This is a genomic window from Streptomyces sp. NPDC055506, assembly GCF_053643595.1.
The window spans coordinates 1-21,755 of record NZ_JBSHKH010000138.1 but is presented as its reverse complement, the minus strand read 5'-3'; the positions used below and the strand labels follow the sequence as shown (position 1 = coordinate 21,755).

Below are 21,755 nucleotides of genomic sequence, written 5' to 3'. Positions count from 1 at the left end.
GGCCCGCACAGGGGAAGCGGGCCGCCGCCGGACTTCTGGCGGTGGTGCCCGACTGCCGCCCCTGGCCCGGGCGGCGGTGGGGAGCCGGTCACCTGGAGGAGGACGCTAAACCTCGCCATGGCGGGCCCGTGGGCGGTGCGCGGAACTGTCCCGAGCTGTCCCGAGAGGACCGACGGTGACCGTATGCGACCCTGATCCCGTCTCGGCGTCGTCGCCTTTACTCAGCGTGATGACCGATGCGTCGAATCCTGGGCGAGTGACGGTGATCGGGTGCTATGGGGCGCATATATGCATCGGTGGGCCGGTGCCGGGCGGATCGGACCCCCTGATTAGGCTCCGGCCTCATGGACGTACTCATCCACCTCTTCGTCGGCCTCCACATCATCGGCATCGCCTCGCTCCTGGGCGGCTTTCTCACCCAGATGAAGGCGATAGGCGAGGGCACCGCCCGCTACACCCCGGCGATGCTGCACGGCGCGCTGACGATGCTGGTCACCGGTGTGATCCTGGTCGGCCTCAACCAGGCCGACGACCAGTCCGTGAACAACATCAAGATCGGCGTGAAGCTGGCCCTGCTGATCGTGATCCTCGGTCTGGTCTATGTGAAACGGGACGAGGAGAAGGTGGACAAGGGCCTGTTCGGCCTGGTCGGCCTGCTGACCACGGCGAATGTCTTCATCGCCGTGCTCTGGACCTGACCCGCCGGCCGGGCGGCGCACCGGAGCGGACCGAGGCGGCCGTCCACGCGGCGGCCACGAGCCACGCGGCCACCGCGATCCACAGCAGCGCCTCCCCGAACCCGTCCAGCCAGGAGACGTCGAGGGCGACGGCGACGGCCAGTGCCGCCGTCCCCGTCTTGGCCCAGGTGAACACGGTCGCCCAGCGGCGGACGTCATGGCGGGGCCGGGGCCACCGGAACTCGGCGGCGAGCAGGACGGCGTAGCAGACCAGCGCGAGCACGAGCAGCACCACGGTCACGGTGCGCAGGACGTCCCGGTCGTCTTCGTTCCACAGGTACAGACGCGCGCTGTCGGCGCTGATCAGCCGCGCCCCGGCGAGCGCCGAGAGGGCGAGCGCCCCGCCCGCGAGCCAGTGATCGCCGACCCCTTCGGCCACTTGGCGCACATCGAAACGGACCAGGGCGAGGACGTACAGCACCAGCCCCAGCCAGAACAGCACCAGCGCCGCGTGCGCGAGCCAGTCCGCCGACTCGGCCGCGGCCAGCGTGGCGCCGAGCACGGCGAGCCCCTGCGTGGCCATGCAGCGCGCGAACACCGACCCCGGCCTGCGCCGCTCCCCGCCCTGCGGGACGAGGACGAGCGGCACCGGCCAGAGCAGTACGGCGAGCACCAGCAGCGTCACGGCCAGAGCCTGGGAGCCGGCCGCCGAGAAGGCGGCGCCCAGGACGGCCGTCGCCGCCACGGTGGTGAGGGCGGTCGTCATCACGCTCTCGAGGACGCCCGGCCTGCGGGTATACGCCCGCCACCTGGTCCCGGCCCGCAGCAGCCGCAGGGTGAAGTCCGCGGCGAACAGCAGCCAGGCCGCGCAGGCCAGGCCGAGGGTGATGCGTGAGAGGACCTCGTACCCGGCCAGATCCAGACCGACCGACAGGGTCCCGGTCGCCAGCACGGCGGCACTGGCCGCCGGAGCACGCTGCGCCCACCAGGCGACGGAGGGGGAGTGGCCGGGCATGGGGCCGATGCTAGGAGGCCCCGCGCGCGTTACGGGCAGGCCACGCGCGCGGGGTCCCAAAAACCTGCGAGACCCGTCAGGCCGGCCGCACCACGCTGTGGATCGACGACTCGCCGTCGTAGTAGATCGACTCCTCGCGCACGTATGTGCCGGGCTTCGGAGCGTGGATCATCATGCCGTTGCCGATGTAGATGCCGACGTGGGTGACATCGTCGTAGAAGAAGACCAGGTCACCGGGCTGAGCGTCGGCCAGGGGGACCGTGGTGCCGGCGTTGACCTGGTCGTACGTCGTGCGCGGCAGGGTCACCCCGGCGGCCTTCCAGGCGCCCAGGGTGAGGCCGGAGCAGTCGTAGGAGCCGGGGCCGGTGGCGCCCCAGACGTACGGCTTGCCGATCTGGGCGCGGGCGAAGGCGAGCGCCTTGTCGGCCTTGGTGGCGTACGAGGAGTCGGGCGCGGTGGACGACGAGGACGAACCCGTCGAGGAGGAGCCGCTGTCCTGCTGCTGGGCGGCCTCCTGCTCCTGTTCCTGCTGCCTCTGCTGCTCGGCCTGCTGCCGGGCCAGCTCGGCGGCCTTGCGGGCGGCCTCCTCCTGCTTCTCCTTCTCGATCGCCGCGAGCCGCGCCTTCTCCTCGGCGGTCAGCTTCGACAGCAGCTCGCGGGCGTCGGCGAGCTTCCTCTGGACGGTCGCCTTGGCCGTCTTCAGGTCGCCCTGCGACTCGGTGAGCGTCTCGAGGCTCTCAGCGGCCTCCTGACGCTTCTCCATCGTCTCTGACTGCTGAGTGATGTAGTCGTCGACCGCCACCTTCTGACGGCCGGTCATCCGGTCCATCAGCTGGGTCTGGTCGAAGTAGTCCTGCGGGGTGTCCGCGAGCAGGAACGTCGCCGTGTCCGGGGTGGAGGCGCCGGTGCGGTACTGGGCGGCGGCGAAGGTGCCCAGCTCCTCCCGCGCCTCGTTCAGCTTCTGGGTGCGCTTCGCGACGTCGTCGAGGAGAGTGTCGACGCGCTTGCGCTGCTTGGCGGTCTTCTCCTTGGCGCCGTTGTACTTCTCGGTCGCGGACCCCGCCTGGCGGTAGAGGTCGTCGACCTTCTTCTCGACTTCCTCCAGGCTGGGCTTGTCGTCGGCCTCGGGGGCGGCGTTGGCCGACTGGGACAGCAGGGCCACGGAGGTGAGGGCCGCCGTCGCGAGGGCGGGGGTCCGTATGCCTGCAACGCGCGAACCCGTAGGACGCGACTTGCGGTGCGACGCCAAGGGAGGCGACTCCTTCCATGCTCCGCCTACCGGGTTAGCTGTCGGGTTCGGGCGGGTGGTTCGGAAGGGTTGCCCTACGGCCGTCTCCGGAAAAGGAGTCGGGCCGATTCACCCCGGGGTCTCGGTTGGGTCCCCGGCTCTGGCTGCCGCTGCGGCACGCCTGACTCGGCGGAGGCCACGCGGCCCGGCGACGTTCGCCGGTGGGGGTCGTGTGACCTCCTCGCACGGTAGCCAACTCGTGTGGCCCTTGTGAAGGTTGATGGGTGATATGCCCGATACATTTCCGTGACCTTGCTCATGAGCATCGCCGAGAGTGATCGTTCGAGGGGGGTTGGTCACTGTTCATGCGTAATTGTGAAGGCCGTAGCGGCCTGTGATCACGTGCACCTGGAGGGTGACAGGGGGGTCCTTTCGGCGATGTTCTCAGGGCGGCGGCGGGCTGTCAGTGGGGCGCCCTAGACTCGGAGAGCGATGAGCAGCCTCTTTGACGACAGCTTCCTGGCGGACCTCCAGGCCCAGCGGGGCCCCGCGGACGAGCCCCCGCCGCCGCCCGAGGACGATCATGTGCCGGAGCCCGTTCCGGATGATCTGTTCGGCGGGAAGTTCGACGTGCCGCCGGACCGCGACGCCTACTACCGGGACGGCGCCGCGCGCCCGCCGGTGGACGCCGCCGCGCTCCTGGAGGGGCTGAACGACAACCAGCGCGCCGCCGTCACACACTCCGGCTCCCCGCTGCTCATCGTGGCCGGCGCCGGCTCCGGCAAGACCCGTGTGCTCACGCACCGCATCGCCCACCTGCTCGCCGAGCGGGACGTCCACCCGGGCCAGATCCTCGCCATCACCTTCACCAACAAGGCCGCCGGCGAGATGAAGGAGCGTGTCGAGCAGCTCGTCGGCCCGCGCGCGAACGCCATGTGGGTGATGACGTTCCACAGCGCCTGCGTCCGCATCCTGCGCCGGGAGAGCAAGAAGCTCGGCTTCACCTCGAGCTTCTCGATCTACGACGCCGCCGACTCCAAGCGGCTGATGGCCCTGGTCTGCCGCGACCTGGACCTCGACCCCAAGCGCTTCCCGCCGAAGTCCTTCAGCGCCAAGATCAGCAACCTGAAGAACGAGCTGATCGACGAGGAGGACTTCGCCGCCCAGGCCGGCGACGGCTTCGAGAAGACCCTCGCCCAGGCCTACGCCATGTACCAGTCGCGGCTGCGCGAGGCGAACGCCCTCGACTTCGACGACCTGATCATGACGACGGTCAACCTGCTGCGCGCCTTCCCGGACGTCGCCGAGCACTACCGCCGCCGCTTCCGCCACGTCCTCGTGGACGAGTACCAGGACACCAACCACGCCCAGTACGCCCTCGTCCGGGAGCTCGTCGGCACCACCGAGCACCCCGTCGACGTCCCGCCCGAGGCGGAGGTCCCGCCCGCCGAGCTGTGCGTGGTGGGTGACGCCGACCAGTCGATCTACGCCTTCCGCGGCGCGACGATCCGCAACATCCTCCAGTTCGAGGAGGACTACCCGGACGCGACGACGATCCTGCTGGAGCAGAACTACCGCTCCACCCAGACGATCCTCAGCGCGGCCAACGCGGTCATCGAGCGCAACGAATCCCGCCGCCCCAAGAACCTGTGGACCAACGCGGGCACGGGCGCGCAGATCACCGGCTATGTCGCCGACACCGAGCACGACGAGGCGCAGTTCGTCGCCGACGAGATAGACCGTCTCACCGACGCGGGCGAGGCGAAGGCCGGCGACGTCGCCGTCTTCTACCGCACCAACGCCCAGTCCCGTGTCTTCGAAGAGATCTTCATCCGCGTCGGCCTGCCCTACAAGGTCGTCGGCGGCGTCCGCTTCTACGAGCGCAAGGAGGTCCGGGACGTCCTGGCCTACCTGCGCGTGCTGGCCAACCCGGAGGACTCGGTGCCGCTGCGCCGGATCCTCAACGTGCCCAAGCGCGGCATCGGCGACCGCGCCGAGGCGATGATCGACGCCCTCTCCCAGCGGGAGAAGATCAGCTTCCCGCAGGCACTGAAGCGCGTCGACGAGGCGTACGGCATGGCCGCGCGCTCCACCAACGCCGTCAAGCGGTTCAACACGCTGATGGAGGACCTCCGTACGGTCGTCGAGTCCGGCGCCGGGCCCGCCACCGTGCTGGAGGCGATCCTGGAGCGCACCGGATACCTCGCCGAACTGCAGGCCTCCACCGACCCGCAGGACGAGACCCGGATCGAGAACCTCCAGGAACTCGCCGCCGTCGCCATGGAGTTCGAGCAGGAGCGCGGCGAGGAGGAACAGGGCACCCTGGCGGACTTCCTCGAGAAGGTCGCGCTGGTCGCCGACTCCGACCAGATCCCCGACGAGGAGGACGGCGACGGCGTCATCACCCTGATGACCCTGCACACCGCCAAGGGCCTGGAGTTCCCGGTCGTCTTCCTGACCGGCATGGAGGACGGCGTCTTCCCGCACATGCGCGCCCTCGGCCAGACCAAGGAGCTGGAGGAGGAGCGGCGCCTGGCGTACGTGGGCATCACCCGCGCGCGGGAACGGCTGTATCTGACGCGCTCCACCCTGCGCAGCGCCTGGGGCCAGCCCTCGTACAACCCGCCCTCCCGGTTCCTGGAGGAGATCCCGCCGACCCACCTGGAGTGGAAGCGGACCGGTGCGACCGCACCCGCGTCCTCAGGGCCGGTCTCCGCGGTGGCGGCCTCGCTGTCGTCGTCCCGTTCACGTTCGTCGGCGTCGGGCGCCTCCGGTTTCGCCACACGCCGCACCGCCGAGAAGCCGGTGGTGTCGCTCGTGGTCGGGGACCGGGTCACGCACGACCAGTTCGGGCTCGGAACCGTCGTGGCGGTCAAGGGCACGGGCGCGAACGCCGAGGCGACGATCGACTTCGGGGACAAGCCGAAGCGGCTGCTGCTGCGGTACGCGCCGGTGGAGAAGCTGTAGGCCGGTGCGGCGATAGTCCTGTGAGGTGAGCCTCCGCCGGCCGGACCGGCGGAGGCTGAACGGGCGGGGGCCGGACCGGCTGCCGGGTCGTTACGTCGGGTCGACGCCGTGGCTGCGCAGCCACGGGAGCGGGTCGATCGGCGAGCCGCCGCCCGGACGCACCTCGAAGTGCAGATGAGGGCCGGTCGAGTTGCCGGAGTTGCCCGAGCGCGCGATCGGATCGCCCGCCTTGACGCTCGTACCGGAGGGGACCGTGTAGGTGGAGAGGTGGCAGTACCACGTCTCCGTGCCGTCCTTCGCGGTCAGGATCAGCATGTTGCCGTACGCGCTGTTCCACTGGGTGCGGACGGTGCCGTCGGTCGCCGCCATCACCGTCGTGCCGTACGAGACGGGGAAGTCGATGCCGGTGTGCAGGGACATCCAGTTGATGCCGGACTGGCCGTACTGGGCGCTGAGTCCGTGGCGGGCGACCGGCACGGCGAACTTCGGGCGCAGGCGCTCCTTGCGGGCCGCCTCCTCCGCCGCCCGCTTCCGCTCGGCGGCCTGCTGAGCCTTGAGGTCGATACGTTCCTGCGTACGGCTGGCCCGGTCGGCGAAGTCGTCGGCTCCGGCGGAGAGGCTCTGCAACTGCGTGTCCAGCTTGTTGTTGGCCGCGGCCGGTTGCACCGGCTGCGCGTCCGCCGCGGTCGTCTGCGCCTCCGCGGCGCTGTCCTCGGTGAGGCTGCCGACGGACGCGGCGGCGATCCCCGCGACGCCCATCACGCACGCCGAGGGCACCGCGATGGTCAGCAGCGCCGAGCGCTTGGGAGGTGTGCGGCGGCGGGATCGGGACCCGGCGCGCGAGGCCGCCCGTGCGGCGGTGCGGGGCCCGACCTCTTCCTGACCGTCCAGAAGCGGGGTGACGGTGGGCAGTTCGCCGGTGGCGGCCTGCTCACCGCCGTCCGCGGCGGGGTCGTCGTAGCCGGCCCCGGTGACTTCGTCGTAGCCGGTCTCGATCTGCTCGAACGTCGCCGTCTCGTGCTGGTGGAAGGCGTCCGCCTGCTGCTCGTACCCGTCGGGGGACGGCGCGGCGGAGCCGTCGGAGTTCCACTGCGTGGCGTCGTAGGTGCCGGTGTCGAAGGCCTGCGTGCCCCATTCCCACTGCTGGGTCTGGTCGGCCGGATTGCCGGACTGGTCGGGCTGGAGCCAGGCGCCGGTGTCCCACTGGCCGGTGGCGTCGGGGGATCCGGCCTGCGGCGGGATGACCGACAGCGGCTGCTGTTGGGCCGCCCAGGAGGTCGTGTCGTAGACACCGGTGTCGTAGGCGGCGTGGTGCTGGGCCGCGTACGCGTCGTAGTGCGGGTTCTCGTGCGGGCCCGTGGGCCAGTGACCGCTGTCGTACGCGCCCGTATCGGAGCCGCTGCCCGGCATGTCGCCGAAGAGGGGGTCGCTGGCGAAGGTCGCGGTGGTGTGCCCGGTGGCGTCGAAACCGGCGCCGTTCGTACCGGCCGGGTGGGCGCCGGTGGCGTCAAAACCGGTGGCGGCGTAGTCGCCGTACGTGGTGAAGTCGCCGTACTGGGCTTCCTGCGTGCCGTACGACGCGTAATGCGCCGAGTCGGCCTCGGAAGCCGGAGCCGGGGTCATGGTCCCCGACGGGTGACGGTCGTTCACCAACTTCTCTTTCGCCTCGACAACAGGGGCTGCCAGAGCAGTGCGGCGACTGTACCCGGCGGTACGCGGGCACGACAATCTTCGGCAGGTTTCGCGCGCGCATGAAACGGGCATTCGGCCGTGTTTTGGCGGACGGCGGGCGCGGGTTTGGCTTTGTGTTCGAAGTTTGTTCGACGTTTCGACACGAAGCGCGCAACCGTCGGGTCCGGTGTCAGGCCACCGTGAGGCCGCCGGTGTGATGGGCGGACGGTTCACCCGGGTGGGCCGTGTCGAGGACCTGCCGTATTCCGTTGGCGACTGCGGGGTGCACGGGCAGGGCGAGATGGCCGATGCCGGTCACGAGCACGTTCTGCGCCGTCAGATCGGGATGGTCGATGCGGGCCGTCTCCAGCGGGTCCATCACATGGTCCAGATCGCTCCAGAAGCTGACGAAGTGCGTACGGCAGTCAGGGGCGGGCCGAGTGAGCTCCTCGAGCACCGGTGAGCCGGGGCGCATCTGGCGCACGATGGGGTGCGCGTCCGCGAAGGGCGCGACTCGGGTTCCGGAGTGCGGCGTGCCGAGGGTGACGAGGGTCCGGACGTGGGCGTCACCGCCGAGCCGCTGCACGTAGTAACGCGCTATCAGGCCGCCGAGGCTGTGCCCGACGACATCGACCCGCCCGGCCCCGGTTCGCTCGCAGATCTCCTCTATGCGCCGGCCGAGCAGCTCGGCCGCGGCGCGTATGTCGCAGGTCAGCGGCGAGTAGTTGAGGGACTCGATCTGCTGCCTGCCGTGCTGGGCGAGGCTGCGCCGCAGCAGGACGAAGACCGAGCGGTTGTCGATGAAGCCGTGCAGCAGGACGACCGGGGGCTTGGCCTCCGTGGGCAGTTGGGCGGCACCGTCCGGCGGGGGCAGTGCCGGGGCGGGGACCCGTCGCTCCTGGGTGATGCCGGAGGGGTAGAGGAGGAGATGCCCGGCCAGGATCGCGATCTCCAGGGCGGTGGCCTTCAGAAGTGCCAGGGAGAGTCCCGTCAGCCGGCTCGGCAGCAGGCTCCGGCAGAACGGAAGAAAGGGCAGAGCAGCCCCGGTGACCTTCATGGCCGACCTCCTGTCGGCACATGGAAGGACGGCTCCGCCCCCCGTGTGCCCTCGTGGAAAGATGCTGCGAAGACGGCCGGCGATGACCATGTGAGCGGCCCGAGCCGCGTGTGCCGTGGGGCCTGAGTGAGGCGTGTGGCGTGTGTGGCGCCAGTGATCCCCTGCGTGCGGTGCGTGCCGAACCTGCGGTGCTTGCCCTGCGTGTCTTCGCCGAAGTGCCGTACCGCCGCTGTGCGTGGTGGGTGCGGCGGCGGTACGGCGACTTCGTCGCGGCTCCCCTTGCGCTTGTCCCACCGTGTGATTTCCCCCTCGGTCTGCAGTGCGAAACTGCCGGTTGCGGGATCCTGGAGATAACGTTCGTTCACTTGCCCGGACGATGCGGGGCGGGGTGTCCGTGCGGTGCGGCGTGTACTGCGTGCCCGATGTGTGCGGTACTTGTCGGTACGGATGGATGTATTCGCTTCATGGAGGCAGTGATGGGTGTGGCAGCCGGTCCGATCCGCGTGGTGGTGGCCAAGCCGGGGCTCGACGGCCACGATCGCGGGGCCAAGGTGATCGCACGGGCCCTGCGTGACGCCGGTATGGAGGTCATCTACACCGGGCTCCACCAGACTCCCGAGCAGATCGTCGACACGGCGATCCAGGAGGACGCCGACGCGATCGGGCTGTCCATCCTCTCCGGCGCGCACAACACGCTCTTCGCGGCGGTGATCGAGCTGCTCAGGGAGCGGGACGCGGCGGACATCCTGGTCTTCGGCGGCGGGATCATTCCCGAGGCGGACATCCCCCTGCTGAAGGAGAAGGGCGTCGCGGAGATCTTCACGCCCGGCGCGACGACGACGTCGATCGTGGAGTGGGTCCGGACGAACGCACGCCAGCCGGCCGGGGCGTAGGCCTCCGGCGGTTCGGCCGGGGCGGCTTCGGCTGGCCGGGGTTGGGGCCGGGCTCGAGGGCAGGACCGGGGGCGAGGTCGGTTTCGGTGCCGGTTCCGGTGTCGTGCCTGGTGGGCCTGTTGTCGACCGGGGACGGTTCCACGCGTAGTCGTCCGGTACTCGCGGGCCTACGACAGGCCCAGTTCCTCCGCCATCGCCGCGCGCAGCCGCAGGGTCGTGACCAGGCGCTGGAAGGCCTCCGCCCAGTAGCCGCCGGCTCCGGGTGACGCGTTCTCCGGTTCGTCCGGTACGGCCAGCAGGGCGTCGAGGCGACCGGCCTCGGACGGGTCGAGGCAGCGCTCGGCCAGGCCCATGACTCCGCTGAAACTCCATGGATAACTCCCTGCGTCCCGAGCGATGTTGAGCGCGTCCACCACGGCCCGGCCGAGCGGCCCCGACCACGGCACCGCACACACCCCGAGCAGCTGAAAGGCCTCGGACAGGCCGTGCGTCGCGATGAAACCGGCCACCCACTCGGCCCGTTCGGCGGCGCCCAGCGTGCCGAGCAGCTTGGCGCGTTCGGCCAGGGACACCGCGCCCGGGCCGCCCGCCTCCGGCGCCGAGGGCTCGCCCAGCAGCGCGCGCGACCATTCGGCGTCCCGCTGGCGCACCGCCGCCCGGCACCATGCCGCGTGCAGTTCGCCCTGCCAGTCGTCCGCCACCGGCAGCGCCACGATCTCCCGGGGTGTCCGTCCGCCCAGCCGCCGCGACCAGGTCCCGAGCGGTGCCGCCTCCAGCAACTGGCCGAACCACCAGGACCGTTCTCCCCGTCCTGCCGGGGCCTTCGCCACGACGCCGTCGCGCTCCATGCCCGGATCGCACTCGTGGGGTGCTTCGACGGCGATCGTCGGTGTGGGCTGAGGGGAGTGAGGGCGCTGGGCGGCCTGAGGGGGCTGGGCGGCTTGGGCGGTCGGAGCCGCCTGTGCGGACTGCGGTGTCTGCGGTGTCTGCGGTGTCTGCGGTGTCTGCGGTGTCTGCGTGTGGTCGATGGCCAGACACGCCTCCGCCCTGACCGCCATCCGCGCGGCGAGCGCCGAGCCGGGCAGCGCCGACAGCAGCTCCGCCGCCGTCGCCCGGACGTTGCGGCTGCGGTCGGCCAGCGCCTGTTCCAGGAACGGCTCGTCGTCCGGGCCCAGGCCCGCGCGCAGGGAGTCGAGGAACATCAGCCGGTCCTCGGCCCGTTCCGTCGACCAGGTCGTCGCGAGCAGTTCCCGTGCGGCGGCCGGTTCGCGGGAGCGCAGGGCGGAGAGAAGAGCGACCCGTTCGGCGAACAGGCCCTCCTGCCACAGCTGCTGAATCCGGTCGTCGTCATCGGTGTGCGGCAGCGCCGCCCCACCGCCCGGGGCCGAGCGCAGGGCGAACCGCCAGTCCTGGTTCAGCCGCGCCAGCCACAGCGCCCGCGGCCCCGCGAACTCCAGCACCGCCGGACGCAGGTCGGTACGCCCCCGGGCCGCGTCCAGCAGCGCGGGAAGCGCGTGCGGAGGCGGTGCGAAGCCACGGGCGTTGGCCCCCGCGAGCCACTGGGGCAGCAGCTCCACCAGATCGGGCGCGGCGCCCCGGCGGCCGCCGCCGGACGCGCCGGGGCGGTCGGCCAGCAGCAGCGCGAGTCTGCGGGCCGCCGCGGGCGGCAGCGGCGGACGGGGGTCCTCCGGGGCCGCTTGCGGGCGCTCCGCCGCCCGCGCCGGCCGCAGACCGGCCCGGCGTCGCACGGTCTGAGTCGCCGCCGCGTCCAGGAGCGCCACCGGTGCCTCCGGGCCCGGCCCGGAGCCCGGCGGGGTGCGCCGGTCCGTGCCCAGCAGCGCCGTGGTGACAAGCCCCTCCCAGGCGCTGGTGGCGGGCGCGTCCACAGAAGCGGTGGTACTGGTCATGAGCTTCCTTTCCGTGGGGCGCCCGGGAGTGGTTGAAGGCTCACCCTCATCGGTTGTCCCGTGATGCCTGAAAGATGCGTTGATTTGCGGGAAGGGCGGGTCGGGCCGGAAAGACCCGTCCATCGCCGTCGGTTCAGCACAGCGCCACCGCGTCGCCCGGGCCCTCGGGCCAGGCCGTCAGGGGAGTGAAGCCCTGGTGGCCGCATTCGCCGAAGACCCTGACCGGGGCACCGCCCGACAGGGCGACCAGCCGCCACAGGCCGGGCCGGGAACGCGCGGCGGGAGTGAGCGGCAGCGCCGCGTCCTCGTCGGCGTCCGCCAACTGCCAGGAGCCGCCGTCCGGGGTGGGGACGACCCGGTCCAGCGTCACCGGGACCGAGTCCAGCCACGGATCGTCGCGCAGGGCGTCGCCGTAACGGGCCGCCGCCTGCGACGTCGTCATCCCCGGCGGACGTATGTCCGTGGGCGTGGGCGGTGCGAACTGCTCGCCCAGGGCCACCCGCAGCTGCCCGGCGCCAGGGTAGGCGGACATCTCGGCGTCGAGGGTCAGGCCCACCGGCAGCGCCGGCTCCGGGGCGCGGCCGGCGGCGCCGTAGGAGAGGAGCAGCACGGTGCGGTGCGAGCCGGCGCCGTGCAGCCAGATCCGGCGGGTCGTCAGGCGTGGGTCCGTCGTGTCGTACTGGGCGAGCACCAGCCAGCTGTCCCGCACCGGCGGGCCGTCCGGGGAGGCCGGCAGGCCGATCCGGGAACGGACCGTGGCGGCGAGGCCGTCCGGCAGCCGCTCGCGACGCAGCCAGCCCTGGCCGAGGAGATGCAGCAGCGCGCACTCCTCCAGCAGCCGCACCGGCCAGCCCGGACCGGTGGACGGGATCGCCCCCAGCTCCCGCACCCGCGCGGCAAGGCCCTGCGCCTGGGCGTCGACCATGCGGGCCGCCGTCTCCTCCCAGAGGCCGTAGCCGGACTGCTCCGCTGCCGCCAGGCCGCCGCGCAACAGGTCCGCCAGACGCTGCTCCAGCTCCACCGCACCCGCCGTGACCCGCTCGGCCCGCCGCTCCGCTCGGCGCCGCGCCGCCTCCGGATCAGCGGACCCGGACGGCGAAGCCGGGCTCTCTCCCGAACTCTTCTCCTCCGCGCGCTTGCGCCGCCCCGCTATCCACTGCCCGGCCCACTCCGGCGCCTGCCCCGGCGGCACCGCTCCGTCGCCGCCCGCCCAGAGCAGCAGCAGCCCGAGAGCGTGCTTGCACGGGAACTTGCGGCTCGGACAACTGCACTTGTACGCGGGCCCGGAGGCGTCCGCGATGTCCACGATCGTCTGATACGGCTTGCTTCCGCTGCCCTTGCACAGCCCCCACACCGTCCCCTCGTCGGAACTCCCCGCCTCGGACCACGGCCCCGCCGCGCCGAGTTTGCTTCCCGCCTTGCGTGACGCGGTGTCAGGCGCCAGTGCCAGCACCTGGTCCGCCGTCCAGCGCACCCCCTGCTGAGTCATGCGATCGAAGGTAGGTCCCACCACTGACAATCGGGTCCGCGAGCGGCTCCGGCAGGACGTTTTCGCAGGTCAGAACGGATTGTCAGTGGTGTGGTGCAACGTGGAACCCAGATCCGAACCCGCCGAGCTGGAGGGGGACTCAGCCATGCCTGTGTCCGTTGAACCGACGTCGCAGACCGACGGTGCCGAGGCGCTGCGGCCGCACGCCGAGGACGCTTTCGCCGGCGAACTCGCCGCACTCGCCGCGCAGGACGACCGCCCGCGCCCGGCCCGCTGGAAGCTGTCGCCGTGGGCCGTCGCGACCTACCTGCTCGGCGGCACGCTGCCGGACGGCACGGTGATCACACCGAAGTACGTGGGCCCGCGCCGCATCGTCGAAGTCGCCGTCACCACCCTCGCCACCGACCGCGCCCTGCTCCTTCTCGGCGTGCCCGGCACGGCGAAGACGTGGGTGTCCGAGCACCTCGCCGCGGCGGTCAGCGGTGACTCCACGCTGCTGGTCCAGGGCACCGCCGGCACCCCCGAGGAGGCCATCCGGTACGGCTGGAACTACGCGCGGCTGCTCGCCCACGGCCCGAGCCGTGACGCCCTCGTGCCCAGCCCGGTCATGCGGGCGATGTCCGACGGCATGACCGCCCGCGTCGAGGAACTGACGCGCATCCCGGCCGATGTGCAGGACACGCTGATCACGATCCTGTCGGAGAAGACGCTGCCGATACCGGAACTTGGCCAGGAGGTGCAGGCGGTCCGCGGCTTCAACCTGATCGCCACGGCCAACGACCGCGACCGCGGGGTCAACGACCTGTCCAGCGCCCTGCGCCGCCGCTTCAACACGGTGGTGCTGCCGTTGCCGGAGAGCCCCGACGCCGAGGTCGACATCGTCTCGCGCCGCGTCGACCAGATCGGCCGCTCCCTGGACCTGCCGGCCGCGCCCGACGGCCTCGACGAGATCCGCCGGGTCGTCACGGTCTTCCGGGAGCTGCGCGACGGGGTCACGGCCGACGGCCGGACGAAGCTGAAGTCGCCCAGCGGCACGCTGTCCACGGCCGAGGCGATCTCCGTCGTCACCAACGGACTCGCCCTGGCGGCCCACTTCGGCGACGGCGTGCTGCGGCCGAGCGATGTCGCCGCGGGCATCCTCGGCGCGGTGGTCCGCGACCCGGCGGCCGACCGCGTCATCTGGCAGGAGTACCTGGAGACGGTGGTCCGCGAGCGCGACGACTGGAAGGACTTCTACCGGGCCTGCCGTGAGGTGAGCGTGTGAGCGGTACGGGGCGGGGCCGTCAGAGGTGCGCGTGGAGGGGAGGGGGTTGGCGTGACAGGCGTGGAGAAGGCTGAGGGCCGGGGGGCCGGGCCGCTGCTGCTCGGGGTGCGGCATCACGGGCCGGGGTCGGCCCGGGCGGTGCGGGCTGCGCTGGAGGAGGCCCGGCCGCGGGTCGTGCTGATCGAGGGGCCGCCCGAGGCCGATGCCCTGATCCCGCTCGCCGCCGACGAGGAGATGCGGCCTCCGGTCGCGCTGCTCGCCCATGCCGTGGACGAACCGGGCCGCTCGTCGTTCTGGCCGCTGGCCGAGTTCTCCCCGGAGTGGGTCGCCATCCGCTGGGCCCTGGCGCACGACGTCCCGGCCCGCTTCATCGACCTGCCGGCCACGCACACGCTGGCCTGGGGGAGGCAGGAGGACGCGACGGGGACCGACGGCGACGGAGAGGGCGACAGCCACGGCGACTCGGGCCCCGGACCCGCCGACCCGCGGATCGATCCGCTCGGCGTGCTCGCCGAGACCGCCGGTTACGACGATCCGGAGCGGTGGTGGGAGGACGTCGTGGAGCACCGGGGCGCGGGCAAGGGGGACGCGCTCGCGCCGTTCACCGTGCTCGAGGAGGCCATGGGGGCGCTGCGCGAGACCTACGGCGTCGGGGGACACGACCGGGACCTGGTGCGGGAGGCCTATATGCGGCTCCAGGTCCGGGCCGCGCAGCGGGAGTTCGAGGACGGCGTGGCCGTCGTCTGCGGGGCCTGGCACGTGCCCGCCCTGCGGCAGAAGACGACCGTCGCCGCCGACAAGGCGCTGCTGAAGGGGCTGCCCAAGGTCAAGACCGACATGACCTGGGTGCCGTGGACCCACCGCAGGCTGTCCCGGATCAGCGGATACGGGGCCGGCATCGAGTCGCCGGGCTGGTACGGGCATCTGTTCAGCGCCCCGGACCGGCCGGTCGAGCGGTGGCTGACCAAGGTGGCCGGGCTGCTGCGCGCCGAGGACCGGATCGTCTCCTCCGCGCATGTCATCGAGGCGGTGCGGCTGGCCGAGACGCTCGCGGCGATGCGCGGCCGTCCGCTGCCCGGCCTGAGCGAGACGACCGACGCGGTGCGGGCGGTGATGTGCGAGGGCTCGGACGTACCGCTGGCGCTGGTGCACGACCGGCTGGTCGTGGGGGACGTGCTGGGGGAGGTGCCGTCGACGGCGCCGGCGGTTCCGTTGCAGCGGGACCTCGCCCGGCTCCAGCGCCGGCTGCGGCTGAAGCCGGAGGCGCTGGAGCGGGAGTTGGAGCTCGACCTGCGCAAGGAGACGGACGCCGGCCGCAGCAGGCTGCTGCACCGGCTGCGGTTGCTCGGAGTCGCGTGGGGCGAACCGGCCGCCTCGCGGGGCAGCACGGGCACGTTCCGGGAGACCTGGCGGCTGCGCTGGGAGCCCGAGCTGTCGGTGCGGGTCGCCGAGGCCGGTGTATGGGGGACGACCGTACTGTCCGCCGCGACCGCGAAGGCCCAGGCGGACGGGGTCGCCGCGCAAGGCCTCGCCGACGTCACCGCGCTCGCCGAGCGCTGCCTGCTGGCCGAACTGCCCGACGCCCTGCCCACGGTGATGCGGATCCTCGCCGACCGGGCGGCCCTCGACACGGACGTCGGCCATCTCGCCCAGGCGCTGCCTGCCCTGGTCCGCTCCCTGCGCTACGGCGATGTGCGCGGCACGCACACCGGGGCCCTGGGAGAGGTCGCCGCGGGCCTGGCCGAGCGGGTCTTCGTCGGTCTGCCCCCGGCCTGCGCCGCGCTCGACGCGGACGCCGCCGAGGAGATGCGGCGTCATGTGGACGCCGTCCACGGGGCCGTGGGGCTCCTGGGCGACGCACCCGCGACGGGACACGGCGATCTGCGAGGCCGCTGGCAGTCGGTGCTGCGGGTGCTGTGCGGACGGGACACCGTGCCCGGGGTGATCCGGGGCCGGGCGGTGCGGCTCCTGCTCGACGACGGGGAGCTGGAGCAGGACGAGGCGGCGCTGCTCATGGGGCTCGTCCTGTCACCGGGCACACCGCCCGCGGACGCGGCCGCGTGGATCGAGGGCTTCGTCGGAGGAGGCTCCGGCGGCGGGATGCTCCTGGTGCACGACGAGCGGCTGCTGGGGCTGGTCGACGCCTGGCTGACCGGCGTGCCGGCGGAGGCCTTCACGGACGTGCTGCCCCTGCTGCGGCGGACGTTCTCGGCGTACGAGCCCGGGGTGCGCCGGACCTTGGGCGAGCTGGTCCGGCGAGGGCCGGGGGCCGGGGGCGGTCCGGCGGCGGCCGGCTCCGGCATACCCGGCTTCGCGGCCGAGCTCGACGCGGCACGCGCGGATGCCGTGCTGCCGGTCGTCCGGCTGCTGCTCGGGCTGGACGAGGTGGATGAGAGAACCGGTAACGACCTGGCGGGGGTGACGGGATGACGACCGAAGGACCGAGGAAGCCGGCTCCGAGGACGGAAGCGGCGGACGGCATCGGCGACGGGCCCCGGGCGGAGCGCCGGCCGACGACGACCGTGCCCGTGATCCCGCTGTGGGAGCGGCGTCGCGGGGGAGGACACGGATGACGACCGAGGTGACGGACCCGGCGCAAGAGCGGTTGCGGCGGTGGCGGCTGGTGCTCGGGGGCGACGCGGCGGACGGCACCGGATGCGCCCTGTCGGGGCAGGACGCGGCGATGGACGGGGCGCTCACCGCGCTCTACGGAAAGGGGGAGAGGCCGCAAGGGGGCCGGGACCGTTCGGCGGGGCTTGGAGCCTCGGCACCGTCCGTGGCGCGCTGGCTCGGGGACATCCGGAGGTACTTCCCGTCCTCCGTCGTGCAGGTCATGCAGCGCGACGCCATCGACCGGCTCGGTCTCGCCACGCTGCTGCTGGAGCCGGAGATGCTGGAGGCGGTGGAGGCCGACGTGCATCTCGTCGGCACGCTGCTGTCGCTCAACAAGGCCATGCCGGAGACGACGAAGGAGACGGCACGGGCCGTCGTGCGCAAGGTCGTCGAGGACCTGGAGAAGCGGCTCGCCACCCGCACCCGGGCCACCCTCACCGGCGCCCTCGACCGCAGCGCACGTATCAACCGGGCCCGCCACCACGACATCGACTGGAACCGCACCATCGCGGCCAACCTCAAGCACTACCTGCCCGAGTACCGAACGATCGTGCCGGAGCGGCTCATCGGGTTCGGGCGGGCGTCCCAGTCCACCAAGAAGGAGGTCATCCTCTGTATCGACCAGTCGGGATCCATGGCGGCATCGGTTGTGTACGCGTCGGTGTTCGGGGCGGTGCTCGCCTCGATGCGGACGATCTCCACGCGACTCGTCGTCTTCGACACGGCGGTAGTCGACCTGACGGACCAGCTCGACGACCCGGTCGACGTGCTGTTCGGCACGCAACTCGGGGGCGGTACGGACATCAACCGGGCGCTGGCGTACTGCCAGTCGCAGATCACCCGGCCCACCGAGACGGTCGTCGTGCTGATCAGCGACCTCTACGAAGGGGGCATCCGGAACGAGATGCTCAAGCGGGTCTCGGCGATAAAGGCCTCGGGGGTGCAGTTCGTGACGCTGCTGGCGCTCTCGGACGAGGGGGCACCGGCGTACGACCGGGAGCACGCGGCCGCGCTCGCCGCGCTGGGGGCACCGGCGTTCGCCTGCACGCCCGATCTGTTCCCGGAGGTGATGGCGGCGGCGATCGAGAAGCGGCCGCTGCCGATACCGGACGCGGTGTGACGATTTGTCGACGCGTCATCGTCCGATTCGGTTCGGCAAAACGGATATGACTGGCCATCAATAGAGAGGGGCTTGCGCGACCTCCGCACTCCCGTGCGAGGATCAGCGCCTGCTCGGCAGGGCGCCGCGCCGCGCCGGGCAGTGCCGCGTTGTGCCGACTCGCTGCCCGTGACGCGTGATGCGTTCCGCACTTGTTCCGTCGCACGGGAGGAAGCTCCCCCTCTTGACCTCGTCAGCAGCCCTGCCCGATGCCGCTGTGCGCGTGCTGCGCACGGCGGCCGGGCGGCGTGCGCTCCAAGTGGCGCTGCTGGTGGGCGGGGTGCTCGTCATCGCGCTGCTGTGCGGCGAGCGGGCGTATGCGGCGGACGGTCTGCGGATGTCGGCGGACAGTGCGGCCGGGCGGTCGGTCAGCGGGCAGAGGCCGCTGGTTCGCACCGACGTGCACGCTTCGGCCGACCGCGTCGTACGAGTGGTGGCTGACGCGAGGAAGTCGGTAAGCGGGGAGCTGGTCAAGGCGCAGGCGAAACTGCCCGTACCTCCGAAGGCCCCCTCGCTGCCGGACCTGCCGGACCTGCCGGACCTGCCGACCCTCTCAGTACCGCCGAAGGCACCATCCGTGCCCGTGCTCCCTGGCTTGCCGTCCCTGCCCGACCTCCCGGCCGTGCCCGACTCGCCGGCGCTGCCGGACCTGCCCGGGCTGCCGGTGCCGCCCGCGCCGTCGACTCCGCCCGATGGTGACGTCACGGTCCCGGGATCGCCCGCTCAGCCCGGCCTCCCCGGCTACCCGGCGTTCCCAAGTCACCCCCTGCCCGCGACCGCGCCCGTCACGGTCGACCCGCAGCCGGCCGACACTCCTGTCGCCCCTGTAACCCCGACCCCGACCCCGGCCCCGACCGGGGAGGCGACCCCCGTGGCGCACAGCCCGTCCGGCCCGTATGGCCCGCACGGCGACCAGTTCCGCGCCCCACACGCCGACCGCGCAGCCCATGACCACACAGCTCACGGCCGCGCGCACCACCTCAGACGCGCAGTTCACGTCGGAGCGTCCGCGAGCGTCGGAGGCGCCGCCCCGGTCGGTCACATGCCCGGAGGGCGTCCGGACGGCACACTGTGCAACCGTTCCATGGCCGATCACGGCACACCGCGTCACGGCGACGCGCATGCCGTCACGCCGAGCAGCCGGGCTCCGATGATGAGCCTCGTGTGCGGTGTCGCCGCCCGCACCTGCGTGGCCGGTACCCGGGACAGTCACCGGGACATCCCCGTCTTTCCCGGCTAGCTGAGGCAGACCACCGCTCCTCCGCCGTACCGATCTGGCGCGCGGGGGCGCGCTCCTCCCCTGAGACTCCGCGAGCCCTCACGCCCGGACGGTCGAAAGCCGTCGACGGTCCGAGGCCGAAACCTCGTGGATGAGGTCGGCCGGTCCCCATTGGGGTGGGGACCGACCGACCCGCCCCCCGGAGAGCAGGGCCCTGAAGTGGGCCTTTGTCTTCCTTCGAGGGTGTTCGGCGGGCCTCACCGGGTTTACCCCAGCCCGGTGAGGCCCCTCACCCCAGGCACGCTGTGCCAGAGAGCACGGCATCATGTGACAGGTATCACCGCTCAGGTGTGACCCTCGATTTAGGGGCCTCATGCAAGCAGCGATAACCTGCGAGACGGACATGCCGCGCGCTCGGACACCGTGTGCGCCTCCCTTGTGACTGACAGACGGCGGACGTCACGTTGCCCTCGCGGCACGCCCACGCAGACAACGAACCGCGAGATCACTGATAGGGACGGAAGCGCGTGGACCTGTTCGAGTACCAGGCGAGGGACCTCTTCGCCAAGCACGATGTACCGGTGCTGGCCGGTGAAGTCATCGACACGCCTGAGGCGGCCCGCGCAGCCACCGAGCGCCTCGGTGGCAAGTCCGTCGTCAAGGCCCAGGTGAAGGTCGGCGGCCGTGGCAAGGCCGGCGGCGTGAAGCTGGCGGCGACCACCGACGAGGCGGTCGAGCACGCGACCAACATCCTCGGCATGGACATCAAGGGCCACACGGTCCACAAGGTGATGATCGCCGAGACGGCCCCGGAGATCGTGGAGGAGTACTACGTCTCCTTCCTCCTGGACCGTGCCAACCGCACCTTCCTCTCCATCGCGTCCGTCGAGGGCGGCATGGAGATCGAGGAGGTGGCGGAGACCCGCCCCGAGGCCGTCGCCAAGACGCCGATCGACGCCAACGTGGGTGTGACCCCCGAGGTCGCGCGCCAGATCGTCGAGGCCGCGAACTTCCCGGCCGAGGTCGCCGACAAGGTCGCGAACATCCTCGTCACCCTGTGGAAGACGTTCGTCGAGGAGGACGCCCTCCTGGTCGAGGTCAACCCGCTGGCCAAGGTCGCCTCCGGTGACGTCATCGCCCTCGACGGCAAGGTCTCCCTCGACGAGAACGCCGAGTTCCGTCAGCCGGAGCACGAGGCCCTCCAGGACAAGGACGCGGCCAACCCGCTCGAGGCCGCCGCCAAGGAGAAGAACCTCAACTACGTCAAGCTCGACGGCGAGGTCGGCATCATCGGCAACGGCGCGGGTCTCGTCATGAGCACCCTGGACGTCGTCGCGTACGCCGGTGAGGCGCACGGTGGCGTCAAGCCCGCCAACTTCCTCGACATCGGTGGTGGCGCCTCCGCCGCCGTCATGGCGAACGGCCTGGAGATCATCCTCGGCGACCCGGACGTCAAGTCCGTCTTCGTCAACGTCTTCGGTGGCATCACCGCCTGCGACGAGGTCGCCAACGGCATCGTCCAGGCGCTGCAGCTGCTCAAGGACAAGGGCGAGGAAGTCACCAAGCCCCTGGTCGTCCGTCTGGACGGCAACAACGCGGAGCTGGGCCGCAAGATCCTCTCCGATGCCAACCACCCGCTGGTGCAGCGCGTGGACACCATGGACGGAGCGGCCGACAAGGCCGCCGAGCTCGCGGCTGCGAAGTAAGGGACGAGGGACTAAACAGCCATGGCTATCTTCCTCAACAAGGACAGCAAGGTCATCGTCCAGGGCATGACCGGTGCCACGGGCATGAAGCACACCAAGCTCATGCTGGCCGACGGCACGAACATCGTCGGTGGCGTGAACCCCCGCAAGGCGGGCACGTCGGTCGACATCGACGGCAACGACATCCCGGTCTTCGGCACGGTCGCCGAGGCGATCGAGAAGACGGGCGCCAACGTATCCGTCCTCTTCGTCCCGCCGGCCTTCGCCAAGGCCGCCGTCGTCGAGGCCATCGACGCCGAGATCCCGCTCGCGGTCGTCATCACCGAGGGCATCGCCGTCCACGACTCGGCCGCGTTCTACGCCTACGCCGTGTCGCAGGGCAACAAGACCCGCATCATCGGCCCGAACTGCCCCGGCCTCATCACCCCGGGCCAGTCGAACGCCGGCATCATCCCGGGCGACATCACGAAGCCGGGCCGCATCGGCCTGGTCTCGAAGTCGGGCACGCTGACGTACCAGATGATGTACGAGCTGCGTGACATCGGCTTCTCCTCGGCCGTCGGCATCGGTGGCGACCCGGTCATCGGCACCACGCACATCGACGCGCTCGCCGCGTTCGAGGCCGACCCCGACACCGACCTGATCGTGATGATCGGTGAGATCGGCGGCGACGCCGAGGAGCGGGCCGCGGCCTTCATCAAGGAGAACGTGAAGAAGCCGGTCGTCGGCTACGTCGCGGGCTTCACCGCGCCCGAGGGCAAGACCATGGGCCACGCCGGTGCCATCGTCTCCGGCTCCTCCGGCACGGCCGCCGCGAAGAAGGAGGCCCTCGAGGCCGCCGGCGTCAAGGTCGGCAAGACGCCGACCGAGACGGCGAAGCTGGCCCGCGC

15 protein-coding genes and 1 riboswitch are annotated in these 21,755 nt (G+C 71.7%); of the genes, 9 read left to right on the top strand and 6 right to left on the bottom strand.

Annotated elements, in window-relative coordinates; all coding sequences use genetic code 11:
• Positions 1-344 precede the first annotated feature (344 nt).
• Positions 345-698, top strand: coding sequence for a hypothetical protein (locus tag ACWIF2_RS34370; RefSeq protein ID WP_454364805.1), 354 nt, complete (start codon positions 345-347; stop codon positions 696-698).
• Here the strand turns inward: ACWIF2_RS34370 and ACWIF2_RS34365 are convergent.
• Positions 676-1,692 (bottom strand): SLAC1 family transporter, encoded by a 1,017-nt coding sequence (locus ACWIF2_RS34365; RefSeq protein WP_454364804.1) that lies wholly within the window; start codon positions 1,690-1,692, stop codon positions 676-678. The two genes, ACWIF2_RS34370 and ACWIF2_RS34365, sit on opposite strands and share 23 nt — an antisense overlap.
• A gap of 76 nt (positions 1,693-1,768) precedes the next feature.
• Positions 1,769-2,941, bottom strand: a complete 1,173-nt coding sequence (locus ACWIF2_RS34360) for an NlpC/P60 family protein (RefSeq protein ID WP_454364803.1) — start codon at positions 2,939-2,941, stop codon at positions 1,769-1,771.
• Positions 2,942-2,949: 8 nt separating this feature from the next.
• Positions 2,950-3,108, bottom strand: a riboswitch (cyclic di-AMP (ydaO/yuaA leader).
• Between the two features lie 304 nt (positions 3,109-3,412).
• Here ACWIF2_RS34360 and pcrA point away from each other — a divergent pair.
• On the top strand, positions 3,413-5,887 hold the full coding sequence (gene pcrA, locus ACWIF2_RS34355; protein ID WP_454364802.1) for a DNA helicase PcrA: 2,475 nt from the start codon (positions 3,413-3,415) through the stop codon (positions 5,885-5,887).
• Positions 5,888-5,977: 90 nt separating this feature from the next.
• Here pcrA and ACWIF2_RS34350 read toward each other — a convergent pair whose 3' ends face one another.
• On the bottom strand, positions 5,978-7,651 hold the full coding sequence (locus tag ACWIF2_RS34350; RefSeq protein ID WP_454364801.1) for a M23 family metallopeptidase: 1,674 nt from the start codon (positions 7,649-7,651) through the stop codon (positions 5,978-5,980).
• A gap of 97 nt (positions 7,652-7,748) precedes the next feature.
• Positions 7,749-8,615, bottom strand: coding sequence for an esterase/lipase family protein (locus ACWIF2_RS34345; RefSeq protein WP_454364800.1), 867 nt, complete (start codon positions 8,613-8,615; stop codon positions 7,749-7,751).
• A 476-nt stretch (positions 8,616-9,091) separates the two neighbouring features.
• Between ACWIF2_RS34345 and ACWIF2_RS34340 the strand changes: the two genes are divergently transcribed.
• Positions 9,092-9,508, top strand: a complete 417-nt coding sequence (locus ACWIF2_RS34340) for a cobalamin B12-binding domain-containing protein (protein WP_454364799.1) — start codon at positions 9,092-9,094, stop codon at positions 9,506-9,508.
• A gap of 167 nt (positions 9,509-9,675) precedes the next feature.
• Here the strand turns inward: ACWIF2_RS34340 and ACWIF2_RS34335 are convergent, their stop codons facing one another.
• Both ACWIF2_RS34335 and ACWIF2_RS34330 read right to left on the bottom strand, forming a co-directional pair.
• Positions 9,676-11,415, bottom strand: a complete 1,740-nt coding sequence (locus ACWIF2_RS34335) for a DUF5691 domain-containing protein (protein ID WP_454364798.1) — start codon at positions 11,413-11,415, stop codon at positions 9,676-9,678.
• 133 nt (positions 11,416-11,548) lie between these two features.
• Positions 11,549-12,904, bottom strand: coding sequence for an SWIM zinc finger family protein (locus ACWIF2_RS34330; RefSeq protein ID WP_454364797.1), 1,356 nt, complete (start codon positions 12,902-12,904; stop codon positions 11,549-11,551).
• Positions 12,905-13,049: 145 nt separating this feature from the next.
• On the opposite strand from ACWIF2_RS34330, the gene ACWIF2_RS34325 reads away from it, so the two are divergent.
• The 6 genes from ACWIF2_RS34325 to sucD all read left to right on the top strand — a co-directional run.
• On the top strand, positions 13,050-14,168 hold the full coding sequence (locus tag ACWIF2_RS34325) for an ATP-binding protein (protein ID WP_382489507.1): 1,119 nt from the start codon (positions 13,050-13,052) through the stop codon (positions 14,166-14,168).
• 51 nt (positions 14,169-14,219) lie between these two features.
• Positions 14,220-16,598 (top strand): DUF5682 family protein, encoded by a 2,379-nt coding sequence (locus tag ACWIF2_RS34320; RefSeq protein ID WP_454364796.1) that lies wholly within the window; start codon positions 14,220-14,222, stop codon positions 16,596-16,598.
• Positions 16,599-16,737: 139 nt separating this feature from the next.
• Positions 16,738-17,901 (top strand): VWA domain-containing protein, encoded by a 1,164-nt coding sequence (locus tag ACWIF2_RS34315; protein WP_454364795.1) that lies wholly within the window; start codon positions 16,738-16,740, stop codon positions 17,899-17,901.
• Positions 17,902-18,124: 223 nt separating this feature from the next.
• Entirely contained in the window at positions 18,125-19,180 is a 1,056-nt protein-coding gene (locus ACWIF2_RS34310; protein WP_454364794.1) for a hypothetical protein, read from the top strand.
• 506 nt (positions 19,181-19,686) lie between these two features.
• Positions 19,687-20,865, top strand: a complete 1,179-nt coding sequence (gene sucC / locus ACWIF2_RS34305) for an ADP-forming succinate--CoA ligase subunit beta (protein WP_352101270.1) — start codon at positions 19,687-19,689, stop codon at positions 20,863-20,865.
• Positions 20,866-20,886: 21 nt separating this feature from the next.
• A partial coding sequence (gene sucD / locus ACWIF2_RS34300; RefSeq protein ID WP_454364793.1) for a succinate--CoA ligase subunit alpha occupies positions 20,887-21,755 on the top strand: 869 nt, incomplete at its 3' end.

Bases quoted from the DNA above. Each gene is read 5' to 3' on its own strand.
- ACWIF2_RS34350 (WP_454364801.1), bottom strand. From the start codon at position 7,651: ATGCCCGTTTCATGCGCGCGCGAAACCTGCCGAAGATTGTCGTGCCCG.
- ACWIF2_RS34330 (WP_454364797.1), bottom strand. From the start codon at position 12,904: ATGACTCAGCAGGGGGTGCGCTGGACGGCGGACCAGGTGCTGGCACTG.
- pcrA (WP_454364802.1), top strand. From the start codon at position 3,413: ATGAGCAGCCTCTTTGACGACAGCTTCCTGGCGGACCTCCAGGCCCAG.
- ACWIF2_RS34340 (WP_454364799.1), top strand. From the start codon at position 9,092: ATGGGTGTGGCAGCCGGTCCGATCCGCGTGGTGGTGGCCAAGCCGGGG.
- ACWIF2_RS34335 (WP_454364798.1), bottom strand. From the start codon at position 11,415: ATGACCAGTACCACCGCTTCTGTGGACGCGCCCGCCACCAGCGCCTGG.
- ACWIF2_RS34315 (WP_454364795.1), top strand. From the start codon at position 16,738: ATGACGACCGAGGTGACGGACCCGGCGCAAGAGCGGTTGCGGCGGTGG.
- ACWIF2_RS34370 (WP_454364805.1), top strand. From the start codon at position 345: ATGGACGTACTCATCCACCTCTTCGTCGGCCTCCACATCATCGGCATC.
- ACWIF2_RS34345 (WP_454364800.1), bottom strand. From the start codon at position 8,615: ATGAAGGTCACCGGGGCTGCTCTGCCCTTTCTTCCGTTCTGCCGGAGC.
- ACWIF2_RS34325 (WP_382489507.1), top strand. From the start codon at position 13,050: ATGCCTGTGTCCGTTGAACCGACGTCGCAGACCGACGGTGCCGAGGCG.
- ACWIF2_RS34365 (WP_454364804.1), bottom strand. From the start codon at position 1,692: ATGCCCGGCCACTCCCCCTCCGTCGCCTGGTGGGCGCAGCGTGCTCCG.